The following is a 13,467-nucleotide window of genomic DNA, read 5'->3' as shown; positions in this document are numbered from 1 at the left end:
AATACCAAGCAACTTTGCTGTTATTGGACTCGTTTCCTCGCCCTTAATGAATGCTTTTTCTGTATTGACTCCACCAGCAGTCAAAAGTGCTAAATTAGCACAAACGCTGTGTACTCTTGGTGGCGCTGCCCAAGCGCTTACGATCGCAAATATTGCTAAGCAACATCAAGGTGTCACTCTTGTTGTGACCGCTGATACTCCTAGTGCCATCGCGCTAGAGTCTGAGCTCGGTTATTTGCTTAGTGAAACATCGATAGCGATATGGCTATTTCCAGACAGGGAGACCCTTCCCTACGACAGCTTCTCTCCCCATCAAGATTTAGTCTCACAACGTCTTGAAACGCTGTCGAGGATCCCTCAAGCGCAGCAAAGCGTCGTTATCGTGCCGATCACGACACTAATGGTCAAACTGCCTCCTAGATCCTTCTTAAGTGGTAATGTGCTTATTTTAGAGAAAGGTGATAACTATCAGCTGCATGATGTTAGAGAACAGTTGATTAGTACTGGCTACCATAGTGTTGAGCAAGTATACGAACACGGTGAGTTTGCAGTCCGCGGTTCAATCATCGACATCTTCCCAATGGGATCAAATCAGCCATTTAGGATTGAGTTATTTGACGATGAAGTGGAGTCTATTCGACATTTCGATCCAGAAACTCAACGCTCTAGCCACGAGATCCCTTCGATTCGACTGCTTCCAGCTAAAGAGTTTCCCACTGATGATGCCGCTATCGAAGGCTTTAGACAGCGTTACCGTCGCAGATTTGAGGTTTTAGTCAAAGAACCTGGCTCTATTTATCAGATGGTCAGTAAAAAAACCATGCCTGCAGGGATAGAAAATTACCTGCCACTATTTTTTGATGACACGGCCACTCTGTTTGATTATTTACCTGAGAAAACACAATTAGTCACTGTTGGTGATATTGAGATTGCGACCCAAGCTCACCTACAGGAAGTTGAAACTCGGTATGAAGATAGACGAGTCGATCCACTACGACCTTTATTGAGCCCGCAAGAGCTGTACCTTTTGACGGAGCAGATCTTTAGCGCCTTTAAAGTGTTGCCAAGATTCCAATTAAAAACGCCTCCCTATACTGGCACTGCAGTCGAAGCAAAAGCGGTGAAACTGCCTGATCTGGCCGCAAATCATAAACTGAAACAGCCACTCGCGCTGCTAGAAGAGTATGCAGGCCTTGGTGACAGGTTGTTATTCAGTGCCGAATCTGAAGGTCGCCGCGAAGCACTTGTTGAACTGCTCGGTAAAATAAAGCTAAAGCCGACGCTATTTAGTCACTTTAACGAATTTGCAGCCAGTAAAACTAAACTCGGACTTATTGTCTCGCCGCTGTCTCAAGGGTGTGTCATTGAGAAAAAGACTGGCGGTAAATTCAGCCTAATTTGCGAAACGGAACTGTTTGGCCAGCGAATTTCACAGCGCCGCCGCCGAGATAAACAGCGTCAGATCAGCAGTGATGCATTGGTTAAAAACCTTGCAGAGCTTAAAGTCGGCCAGCCGATAGTCCATCTTGAACATGGTGTCGCGCGTTATCAAGGTCTTGAAACGCTTGATACTGGTGGCCTTGTTGCAGAATATTTGATTCTAGAGTATTCCGGTGGTGACAAACTCTACGTGCCAGTGTCCTCTTTACACCTCATCAGCCGTTACAGCGTTGGCCCCGATGAAGAGGCAAACCTTAACAAACTAGGCAACGAAAGCTGGGCCAAGGCAAAACGCAAAGCGATTGAGAAAATCCGTGATGTTGCCGCTGAGCTGTTAGATGTGTATGCACGTAGACAAGCACGCCCAGGCGATGCTTGTCATATTGACCAAGAGGAGTATGCACAATTTGCCAGCAGCTTTCCGTTTGAAGAAACCGTTGATCAAGAAACGGCGATATCTGCAGTCCTAGAAGATATGCGTACCCCCATGGCAATGGACAGATTAGTCTGTGGCGACGTTGGTTTTGGTAAAACAGAAGTCGCCATGCGTGCTGCATTTGTAGCCGTTAATGACGGTAAACAAGTGGCCATTTTGGTGCCAACGACGCTACTTGCACAGCAACATTTCGAGAATTTTCAAGACCGTTTTGCCGACTGGCCGTTCAAAATCGAAGTTATGTCACGCTTCAAAACAGCCAAAGAACAAACCCAAGTGATGAAAGACTTAATCAATGGCAAAGTAGATATTGTTATAGGTACTCATAAGTTATTGCAGTCAGAGGCAAAGTTTGAAAACTTAGGCTTACTGGTTATCGATGAAGAGCACCGTTTTGGGGTTAGGCAAAAAGAGAAAATTAAGGCGCTGCGTGCCAATGTCGATATTCTTACATTAACCGCAACCCCTATTCCACGTACCTTGAATATGGCGATGTCCGGAATGCGTGACCTGTCGATTATCGCCACACCACCTGCTAAGCGTTTGGCGGTAAAAACCTTTATCCGTGAATATGATGAAGCCACAATTAGAGAAGCACTTCTGCGTGAAATTTTACGTGGTGGTCAAGTCTATTTTTTACATAATAACGTTGAAACTATAGAGAAAAGAGCTGCTGAGATAAGCGAGTTACTGCCTGAAGCTCGGGTTGTTACCGCCCACGGACAGATGCGTGAGCGTGAACTTGAGCGAGTCATGTCCGATTTTTATCATCAACGCTTTAATGTATTAGTCTGTACCACCATTATTGAAACCGGTATTGATGTGCCCTCAGCAAACACCATTGTAATTGAACGGGCTGACAAGTTTGGATTGGCGCAGCTGCATCAATTACGAGGCCGTGTTGGTCGCTCTCATCACCAAGCCTATGCTTACTTGATGACTCCGCACCCTAAAAGCATGACAAAAGATGCACGTAAGCGATTAGAAGCGATTGGTGCTTTAGAGGATCTCGGCGCAGGCTTTATGTTGGCAACTCAAGATTTAGAGATCCGTGGTGCGGGTGAGTTACTTGGCGACGAACAAAGTGGCCATATTTCCAAGATCGGTTTTTCTCTTTATATGGAGATGCTTGAAGAGGCTGTTAAATTACTAAAAGATGGTAAGGAGATATCACTCGATCAGATGCTACGTCAACAGAGTGAAATTGATTTGCGGATCCCAGCCCTGCTGCCAGAAGACTATGTTAGTGATGTTAATATGCGACTTTCGCTATACAAACGCATCGCTAACTGTAAAACAGAAAAAGCGGTTGACGAGCTAAAAGTGGAGTTTATTGACCGCTTCGGTATGCTGCCCGATCCAACTAAAAACTTAATGGCGTTAACTCTCTATAAACACCTTGCAACCCAGCTTGGTCTTCGAAAGATCGAAATGCACGCAAAAGGTGGTAGCATAGAATTTGGCGACAATAATAAAGTGGACCCCACCTTTATTATTGGATTGTTACAGAACCAGCCGCAAATTTATCGAATGGATGGCCCCAATAAGCTAAAATTTAGCATGCCATCTGAATCAGCCAAAGACAGGCTCGCGCTCATAAAACTGTTAATTGAACAGTTGTCTCAACATCGCATTGGAGAGTAATCGTGTTTAGACTATCAACAAATAAGTTAATACTCGCCCTAACAGCAGGTGTTATTTCAAGCCTGTCGACAACAGCCTTAGCCCAAGAAGAGCGTTGGTTTGAAGTCGAGATCTATCTATATGAGCACAACGCGCCTACGAGTGAACAATGGCCAGATAATACCGTTAAGTCGCGACAACGCAAAACCGTAGATTTTATCACCCCGTTAGTAAGCACTGATTTAACTGCGCTCAATATGGGACTTAATGGCTGTACCTCTGTAGATTGGGCAACTGATAGTCTCAATTGCAATGAGCAGCTTAACTCAAGCAATCAAGTTAAATCGCTCGCAGACATCCCGATGGTAATTGCAGCCTCTGACCCCGCTACGGCTTACTTGGGTGATGGCGCAGTTTTATTGGCTGAAAGTCAGAGTCAATTTAAAGAGATTATCGCGACGTTAAAACGAGAGAAAGGTAATAAAAGCCTACTGCATATGACATGGCAGCAATCCATGCTACCAAGAAACAAAGCGATTCCGCTTAAGCTCTATTCTGGTCAAGATTACTCCAAAGACTATGAGCAAAATGGACAGCCTTTGCAGCTTAGTCAGTTAAATGAAGAGCTGCCGCAGTTTGATTTTATGAGCAGTGGATTTTTAGCTGACAGCAAGAAACCAGTCTGGAAGCTTGATGGCACGCTTAACATCTACCTTGAGCATTATCTATTTATAGAAACTGCGTTTAATTTGCGTGAAGAGGGTGAGAAAACGGTCACATTGACTCATCATGACACAACAAGTTTTAGCAATGAGCGTCAAGAAACAGCGCTAGAGTCAGTAACTAGCCCATTCTTGTATTCGATTCCGATGAAACAAAATAGACGCGTTAGAAGCGACGAAGTGCATTATTTTGATCATCCAAAGATGGGGATGATCATTCAAATCAGAAAAATGGAGCAACCTACCGCGCAACCTGAGATTGATGTGCTGGATAATACCAGTAGCGCCAATGACGTAAACAGCCTTTAACACTAATACTGCTCTCTACAACTGAACAATAGAAAAGTCGAGGTAGATATCATCTGCCTCGTCATCCTCTACATAAACCTTATCAACGTTGGCCATCGGTGCGCCTTTCTGACACCAATCAATTAACTTATCGACAGCTGGGTAGCTACCTTGCGCCAGCACTTGAACTGAGCCATCAGCAATATTACTTACATAGCCGGTGATACCGAGCATAGTCGCTTGAAACAAAGTATTTTGACGAAAAGAGACACCTTGAACTTTTCCAGTGATCTTAATGATGACACGCTTCATAATTCACACCCACTCCATAATATCAGCCTGTGTAGAGAGAATAGTACTTGCTTCCAAACACTATTTTTACCAAGCGCAAGGCTTAGACTATGTTTAACAACTTAGCCTAAACTTCACTATTGAGCAAAGTAACCCTGAAACTTAAATCCACTTAACTTCAAATATTTTTAGTGGACGACTATCACTTGTCAATAAATGGCTTAACTTATTTTAAATGCCTTAATGCAATTTAGCTGAGCAGCAAGAGAAGTAAACTTATGACTCTGCTCTTCGTCCCATACGATACTGTAATAATCCTTTAATTGATTAGCGATAGCATCGTTATCATTAACTTCATCATTTCTGGCCAAGATACACAATGATTTTTCACGATTAAGTAAGCGAAAGTCAGTAACGCATTTGTTCATGATATCGGCATACTCTTCTGGCCTGTCTATTTTGTTAACCATATCATGTTGCGGAGCGAGGTTCGGATTAATTAACACCGACTTAATCTTGTTTAAAAAGCCAATTCGTTCCGCCCAAAATGCGCCTAAACCAACACCGATGATCAGCGGTGATACATCCTCTGATGCGATAATATGCTTACTAACTTCATTCAATAAATACTGCATATCATTTTTGGGATGCTGGGTACTATAGCTAACCAAACGTACATCTTCGTCAATAAATTGCAGTTGACGCATTTTGTCGTGGTTACCAGGACTGGTTGCATCAAACCCATGTAAATACAGGATCATATAAGGCTCCTCTGTCTATGCGAGTATATCTCCATCCAACCTGAAGATGCAGGGTTCAGTGGGGTGGGTATATTAATAATAGCTAACCTAACAAGCTAAGCTATAGAATTCATTGCGCTAAATCAATCTTTCAAAATTTCAGCTGCTATTGCTTTGGCTTTTTCCCAACGTCCATTATCTTGCAATGCATTAGCCACAACATCCAGTTTAGGTTTTAACAAATTGGCACTAACTTTTTGCTCCTGCTTAGGCCAATTAACGCCATGGAGTACCTCGGTAGCACCGACACTGTCATTACAGACCAGAATCATGTTGCAGCCTGCATCAATAGCAGCCTGCGCCCGCTCACAATAACCTCCAGCAACAGCCGCACCTTTCATCCCTAAGTCATCAGAGAAGATTACCCCATTAAATCCAAGCTCTTTACGCAGAACATCTTGCAGCCAAAACGTCGAGAATCCAGCTGGATGCGGATCTACATTTGGATAAATAACATGTGCAGGCATGATCCCTTGCAGTCGTTCCTTCGCTATAAGCTCCTTAAACGGCTGCATATCATTAGCAAAAATAGACTCTTTTGGCCTTGTGTCGACAGGCTTAGCGATATGTGAATCAGCCTCTACACTGCCGTGCCCTGGGAAATGTTTACCCACGCTGGCCATTCCAGCATGTTCCATCCCTGCAATAAATGCATTTGCAAGTAATTCAACTTCATCCTTATTATCACTAAAACTACGTTTGCCAATCACTTGGCTAATACCATTGAGATCGAGCACCGGTGCAAAACTCAAGTCGACATCGATAGCTAGAAGCTCTATCGCCATAAGGAAGCCTAACTCCGTAGCCCAAGAGCAGGCCAGCCTGATATCGCCCTTAGCCGCTGGTAATATATCGCCCATTGCAGGCAATATTGTAAAACCGTCTCTAAAACGCTGTACCCGTCCGCCCTCTTGGTCAACCGCAATTAAAATATCGGCACGAACTGCCCTTATTGACCGAATGAGTTGTATAAGTTGATTGCGATCAGCGTAGTTACGGCTAAACAAGATTAGACCACCAATCATTGGGTGGGCTAGCTGCTTTGCCTCATCATCACTTAAAACAGTCGAATCAACGTCTAGCATCAAATAACTCATATCACCTCTAAAAAATAATTTATGACTAAAAAAACATGCGAAAAAAGGCTAAGTAAAACATCGTTCACCTAATAGAGGCAAGTTAAAGCTTTGTTATATATAGACTATAAAATCTATTCAAAACATACTTAATGAAATTATACATCTTACACTAAAATTAGTTTATCTAATGCTTTGGCATTAGATGTAAAAAAACTAATGCTATAAATAAAGCTAAAGTATGGGATACTTTTTACGCCAATTAATTCAAGCAACTAAGATTAACATTAAGCTTAAGTTTTTTACGCTGATTAATCGACATATACAACTATATGCTCAATTAACCACGCGTAGACGATCTTAGTAATATTGGGTATAACTAGAACAATAAAGGTTTAGCATGATTAGCGTATTCGACATGTTTAAGATAGGCATTGGCCCATCAAGTTCACACACGGTAGGCCCGATGAAAGCGGGCAACATTTTTATAAATGAGCTCTCAGAACAAGGTCTATTTGAATCTACTGATGAGTTACGGTCAGAACTATTTGGCTCACTGGGCCAAACTGGTAAAGGACATGGTACAGGTAAAGCCGTGATACTCGGTTTGATGGGAGAAGCACCAGATACCGTTGATACCGATAAGATTGATGCCATTTTAGAAAACGTCAGCAATAATGAAAAGTTATTGCTCAGTGATGGCCGAGAAGTGAAGTTTTCTCGTGCAAACGGTGTTACCTATCATAGACGTAAGAGCCTACCCGCCCATGCCAATGCCATGACCCTTTATGCTTACGCTAATGGTAAATGCATCTATGAACGGACCTATTACTCCGTAGGTGGTGGTTTTATTTTGGATGAAGATGAGATCACAGCCCAAGATGCCTCTCCAGCTGCACCTATAAAATCTGCCCCGTATGATTTTGACTCAGCACAACAACTACTTGAACTCTGTACTGAACACGGCTTTAGTATTTCATCATTAATGATGGCTAATGAGCTCAGTATTGCAGACTCTGACGCCATACAAGAGCAACTGTGGCAAATTTGGCAAACTATGAAAACCTGTGTGGAACGGGGTTATCAAAAAGAGGGTATTCTCCCCGGTGGATTAAAGCTAAGACGCCGCGCACCATCGCTTTACCGCAGATTAAAGGCGGAAGGGAAAAGTGTGGTCGATCCATTTACTGCGATGGACTGGGTAGACCTGTTTGCACTTTCAGTCAATGAGCAAAATGCGGCAGGCGATCGCGTTGTTACTGCACCAACCAACGGCGCCGCGGGGATCATTCCTGCAGTACTCAGTTATTACGATATGTTCGTACAAGAAGTGGATATGGACGTGTGTTGTCGTTACCTACTTACTGCTGCTGCGATTGGTATTCTTTACAAAAAGAATGCATCCATCTCCGGTGCAGAAGTAGGCTGTCAAGGTGAAGTCGGTGTGGCCTGCTCAATGGCTGCTGCCGCACTAACTGAGATAATGGGCGGTACAGTAGAGCATGTTGAGAATGCAGCTGAAATCGGTATGGAGCATAACTTAGGCTTAACCTGTGATCCCGTTGGCGGCTTGGTGCAGGTCCCCTGCATTGAACGTAATGCCATGGGCGCCGTAAAAGCAATTAACGCCTCACGAATGGCAATGCGCGGTGACGGTAACCACAAGGTGTCTTTAGACAAAGTGATTAAGACCATGATGGATACGGGCAAAGATATGCGTAGCAAGTATAAAGAAACTGCTAAAGGTGGTTTGGCTGTTAATATCGTTGAGTGCTAACCCCCATTATCTTTCAACAAAAAAACCTCGCATTGCGAGGTTTTTTTTGGCTATCAATCATTTCCTATCACTACCTAACGGGCAGTTGCATATCTGCGAACATCGCTTCAATCTGCTGTGGATCTCTCAGCGCAACCGCTTTTTCAACAACAGTGCGAGTTAAATGAGGCGCAAAATGTTCGATGAAATCGTACATGTAAGTTCTTAAGAAGTTACCCTTTCTGAAACCAATCTTGGTGGTACTGTGAGCAAATAGATGACTTGCATCGATCGCAACTAAATCTTTATCCATATGCTCATCGATTGCCATTGAAGCAATAACACCAACACCTAACCCTAACCTGACGTACGTTTTTAGCACATCGGCACTGGTTGCACTGAAGACGACACGTGGCTCAAGACCTGCACGGTTAAATGATTTCTCAATCTCAGATGCGCGATCAAAACCAAATACATAAGTGACTAAGGGGAAGCGACCGAGATCTTCGATACTGATATGACTTCTAGAGGCTAACGGATGATCGCGGGTGACCACTATTGAGCGATTCCAGTGATAACACGGCAACATAATAAGATCGCTATAAAGATGCATCGCTTCTGTTGCAATTGCAAAATCTGCGTCGCCACGGGCTGCTAACTCACTGATCTGTGACGGTGTGCCTTGATGCATATGCAGATTAACTTTTGGGTAACGGTCAATAAAGCCCTGAATAATATGCGGTAAAGCGTAGCGAGCTTGTGTATCAGTAGTCGCAATATTTAGCTCACCTTGATCAGGTTTAGTATATTCTTCGGCAACTTTCTTAATACTTTCTACTTTGCCTAAAATATCATTCGCAATGCTAATAACCTGAAGACCAGCTGGAGTCACATGGGTTAAGTGCTTACCGCTACGACCAAATATTTGAATACCAAGTTCGTCTTCAAGCATACGGACTTGCTTACTAATACCAGGTTGAGAAGTATAGAGGTTTTCTGCCGTAGCAGAAACATTGAGGTTATGGTTAACCACCTCTGCAATATATCTAAGTTGCTGCAACTTCATCTTTAGTCCTTCTCTTTGGTAGGCTTACAGATCCATTATTAGATAAGCAATAACACATTTAAGTATATTTATTCGTTATAGTATAACGAAATAATTAAATCAAATGGAATATACCATAATTGTTAATCCGTGCGAACTGATAATAGCCAAACCATGATGAAGATTACTATCCTAGAATGTTGATTTATAGTAGCATTAAAAGCACTGTAAAATATTTGGACCCCCTATGATTATCGTTTCAGTCTTTGTTTTGATCGGTGTTTTGCTTCTTCTTATTATTGGCACTAGCATCATTCAACAACAAAAAGCGCGTGTGGAAGCTGAAAGGCGCACAGAGCTTGCTCGACAGAGGGCGATCATTGATGAAACAGAAGCTGTGCTTTCTAACACGGGGCTTATTCCCTGCTCCAGCAATATAGTACTCGTGCTATATAAAAGAATAGAGGAAGCCCTTAATATCGCCGCTTCATTATCACCTGTACAAAAAAATGATTATGAACGCCGACTATATGATCTGCGTAGCCAAATAGAAGTACTCAACAGTTCACCTAAATCTGCACCCGCCATTGAACAGTTTAGACTACCTGATAACGATAGACAGGTGCTCACGTTAGTCCAGACTCTTAAAAAGATGAAAGCCATACTGAGATCTGAACACAATAAAGGACGAGTCGAACCTGCCGTCTTCAGTCAAGAAGAGTTAAGAATAGACAGTCTACAGCTTAGAATTAACGTTGACTCTATGCTCGCAAGAGGCAGAGCAGCTTGTTTTATGAAGCAATACGGCTCAGCAAAACAGATGGTCACTAAAGCTTTAGCAACGTTGCATACCATTAAAGCACAAACGCCAAATGATCCTTTCATAGCAAAGAAAGTCGACGAAGCTAAGACAATGTTAGACGAAATAATGGGCGCACAAAAACTGGCCCAACCTCAAGCTGTAAAGCCAAGAGCTGAAGAGGATGATATTGACGTGCTGTTCCAACCAAAACGCAAGTGGTAAGCGATTAGCACACTAACGCTCTATGATTTGACAACCAATCACATTAAAAACAAACATTAAAAAGCCCCGATATAGTCGGGGCTTTTTATTAAGCTTTCAAACCAAACAACTTACTTACCTTTCGGTTCTGCTTTCGGTTTTGCTTTAGCCTTTGGCTTGGCTTTAGGCTTAGCTTTCGCTTTAGGTTTTGCCTTTGCCTTGGCTTCAGCAACCCACTTTCCGTCAATAAACTTAGCATTCCAGCCTGTCGCTTTACCATCTACATCGGTTGCAACGTATTGCTCCTTTGTCTTTCGGCTAAAGCGCACTGACGCTAGATTACCATCATCATCAGCAATCGGTGCATCGGCAAGGAAAGCGTACTTAGGCCATAACAGCTCTCTGTACTTAACCAGCTCTTCAACTAATGGGCCACGTGTCTCACGGGACTTAGGGAAGGTACTGGCGGCAAGGAAGATCCCTGCAGCGCCATCTCGCAATACAAAATAAGCATCAGACTTAGTGCATTTAAGATCTGGCAGGTGAATAGGGTCTTCCTTTGGTGGCGCAGCTTCGCCGCTTTTTAGCAGCTTACGCGTATTCTTACATTCAGAATTAGTGCAACCAAAATACTTACCGAAACGACCATTCTTAAGTTCCATATCGTTTTGACAACGATCGCACTCAATAATGGGCCCTTCATAACCCTTAATCTTAAATTGCCCCTCTTCGATTTCAATACCTTCACACGTGGGGTTATTGCCACAGATGTGCAGTTTTCGTTTTTCATCGATGAGATAGCTATCCATAGCAGTGCCACATATACCGCAGCGATGTTTTGCACGTAATGCTTCAGTTTCTGCATCTTCAGCACTTTCACTTATCGCTTCTTCGCCAGGCGTTAAGTTTAAGGTCGTCTTACAACGCTCTTTTGGAGGTAATGCATAGCCTGAACAACCTAGGAATACACCGGTTGTACCGGTACGGATACCCATTGGACGACCACAGGTAGGACACTTAATATCCGTCATTACCATCTCATTAGGACGCATACCGCCCTCTTCAGGTGGTAATTCAGCGTGCTCTAACTGTTTGGTGAAATCCTTATAGAAACCGTCGAGTACTTTTTTCCACTCCAGCTTGCCTTGAGCAACATCATCTAATGTCTGCTCCATGCTTGCGGTGAAATCATAGCTCATTAAATCTTGGAAACTGCCGACAAGTCTGTCACTGACGATTTCACCCATTTTCTCAGCATAGAAACGACGGTTATCAACCTTTACGTAGCCTCTATCTTGAATGGTCGAAATAATCGTCGCGTATGTAGATGGACGACCAATACCGCGCTTTTCAAGCTCTTTTACTAATGACGCTTCACTGTAACGTGCAGCAGGTTTAGTAAAGTGCTGTTTAGGCAGTAGCTCTTTGAGCTTAACCTTGTCGCCTTTAGCGACAACAGGCAGTGTATTGTCTTCTTCGTTCTTTTTCTTAACAGCCGTTTGAACTCGGGTCCAACCATCAAAACGTAACGTACGTCCAGTGGCTTTTAGCTCATATTCACCTGCTTTGACGGTAAGACGCGTCGCGTCATACTTTGCTGGTGTCATCTGACAGGATACAAATTGACGCCAGATCAACTCATATAAACGCTGAGCATCACGCTCCATATCTGTTAGAGATGCCGCTGTGACTTTCACATTCGACGGACGAATCGCTTCGTGAGCCTCTTGTGCCCCCTCTTTGCTGCCGTAACGAAGTGGAGCTTCTGGTAGATACTTATCACCAAACTCTTTGCCAATCATTTCTCGCACATTATCCAGTGCTTCTTGGCTTAAGTTGGTTGAATCGGTACGCATATAAGTAATGTGGCCCGCTTCATATAAGCGCTGCGCCATCATCATTGTCTTTTTAACGCCATAACCTAAACGTGTACTTGCTGCTTGTTGTAACGTTGAGGTGATATAAGGTGCCGATGGCTTACTTTGCGTTGCACGGTCTTCACGCGCTGCAACAACGAAGCTAGACTGCGACAATGCACTTACGGCAGTGTCTGCTTCTGTCTGATTAACAGGGTTAAATGCTTTATTCTGATATTTAACGACCTGCATTTTTAACAGCTCGTCAGCTAAAGTATTTAACTCAGCGTGGACATCCCAAAACTCTTCAGGTACAAACGCTTTAATTTCACTTTCACGTTCAACAACTAAACGCACAGCAACTGATTGAACTCGTCCAGCAGACAGTCCGCGCGCCACTTTTTTCCAAAGTAACGGTGATGCCATAAAGCCCACAACACGGTCTAAGAATCGACGCGCTTGTTGCGCATTGACCATGTTAGTATCTAGCACCGATGGCTGACTAAATGCGTCTTGAATCGCCGATTTAGTAATCTCATTAAAAACGACGCGCTGGTAGCGGGACTGATCTCCACCAATGACTTGCTGGAGATGCCAAGCAATCGCCTCACCCTCTCTATCCAAATCGGTTGCGAGATAGATGTGGTCAGCTGACTCAGCCAGTGTTTGTAACTCTTTTACAACTTTCTCTTTGCCGGGAAGCGTTTGATATTTAGCTTTCCAACCTTTTTCGGGATCGACTCCCATGCGTGCAACTAACGCTTGCTTCGCCTTTAAACTTTTATACTCAGCCTTCTCCTCTGGAGACATCTTCTTGACTTCAGCTGGTGTCTTACTGACCACATTAGCGTCAGGACTCGACGATGTTGGTAGATCACGGATGTGACCCACACTCGACTTAACGATGAAATCTTTGCCTAGATATTTATTAATAGTCTTGGCTTTGGCCGGTGATTCGACGATTACTAGCGATTTACCCATAAATTAATTTGCGCCAACAAGTTTCAAAACTCTGAAAATTTGCTCCATATATAGAGGGTTGTGTAAAGACTTTCAAGCTAATCCCTCTTTTATTTGCACTGGAGTACCATTTTTAAGCGTTTTTGAAATAAATGTGAAAAAAATTAGTGC

9 protein-coding genes are annotated in these 13,467 nt (G+C 43.3%); 4 read left to right on the top strand and 5 right to left on the bottom strand.

The genetic code is table 11. The features are described 5' to 3' along the window. Positions 1-46 precede the first annotated feature (46 nt). The gene (gene mfd / locus JK628_RS09075; protein ID WP_202289163.1) at positions 47-3,520 is read left to right on the top strand and encodes a transcription-repair coupling factor; all 3,474 of its coding nucleotides are present in this window, start codon (positions 47-49) and stop codon (positions 3,518-3,520) included. Between the two features lie 2 nt (positions 3,521-3,522). After that, the gene (locus JK628_RS09070; RefSeq protein ID WP_202289162.1) at positions 3,523-4,530 is read left to right on the top strand and encodes a peptidoglycan binding protein CsiV; all 1,008 of its coding nucleotides are present in this window, start codon (positions 3,523-3,525) and stop codon (positions 4,528-4,530) included. A 15-nt stretch (positions 4,531-4,545) separates the two neighbouring features. Here JK628_RS09070 and JK628_RS09065 read toward each other — a convergent pair whose 3' ends face one another. From JK628_RS09065 to nagZ, 3 genes are all read right to left on the bottom strand, one after another. Beyond that, positions 4,546-4,821: an acylphosphatase gene (locus JK628_RS09065; protein WP_202289161.1), complete on the bottom strand. Its 276-nt coding sequence runs from the start codon at positions 4,819-4,821 to the stop codon at positions 4,546-4,548. Between the two features lie 200 nt (positions 4,822-5,021). Continuing rightward, positions 5,022-5,561, bottom strand: a complete 540-nt coding sequence (gene ycfP / locus JK628_RS09060) for an alpha/beta hydrolase YcfP (RefSeq protein ID WP_202289160.1) — start codon at positions 5,559-5,561, stop codon at positions 5,022-5,024. 122 nt (positions 5,562-5,683) lie between these two features. Then, positions 5,684-6,697, bottom strand: coding sequence for a beta-N-acetylhexosaminidase (gene nagZ, locus JK628_RS09055; RefSeq protein WP_202289159.1), 1,014 nt, complete (start codon positions 6,695-6,697; stop codon positions 5,684-5,686). Positions 6,698-7,076: 379 nt separating this feature from the next. On the opposite strand from nagZ, the gene JK628_RS09050 reads away from it, so the two are divergent. Beyond that, the gene (locus JK628_RS09050) at positions 7,077-8,453 is read left to right on the top strand and encodes an L-serine ammonia-lyase (RefSeq protein WP_202289158.1); all 1,377 of its coding nucleotides are present in this window, start codon (positions 7,077-7,079) and stop codon (positions 8,451-8,453) included. 70 nt (positions 8,454-8,523) lie between these two features. Here the strand turns inward: JK628_RS09050 and cysB are convergent, their stop codons facing one another. Then, positions 8,524-9,498, bottom strand: a complete 975-nt coding sequence (cysB, locus tag JK628_RS09045) for an HTH-type transcriptional regulator CysB (protein WP_202289157.1) — start codon at positions 9,496-9,498, stop codon at positions 8,524-8,526. Between the two features lie 226 nt (positions 9,499-9,724). Between cysB and JK628_RS09040 the strand changes: the two genes are divergently transcribed. Further along, the gene (locus tag JK628_RS09040) at positions 9,725-10,501 is read left to right on the top strand and encodes a hypothetical protein (protein ID WP_202289156.1); all 777 of its coding nucleotides are present in this window, start codon (positions 9,725-9,727) and stop codon (positions 10,499-10,501) included. 110 nt (positions 10,502-10,611) lie between these two features. Here the strand turns inward: JK628_RS09040 and topA are convergent, their stop codons facing one another. Then, positions 10,612-13,317 (bottom strand): type I DNA topoisomerase, encoded by a 2,706-nt coding sequence (gene topA, locus JK628_RS09035; RefSeq protein WP_202289155.1) that lies wholly within the window; start codon positions 13,315-13,317, stop codon positions 10,612-10,614. Between the last annotated feature and the right edge of the window lie 150 nt (positions 13,318-13,467).

Origin of the sequence: Shewanella sp. KX20019 (assembly GCF_016757755.1) — a bacterium.
In the GTDB taxonomy this organism is placed as follows: Bacteria; Pseudomonadota; Gammaproteobacteria; order Enterobacterales; family Shewanellaceae; genus Shewanella.
This window is presented reverse-complemented; position numbering and strand designations above follow the sequence as displayed.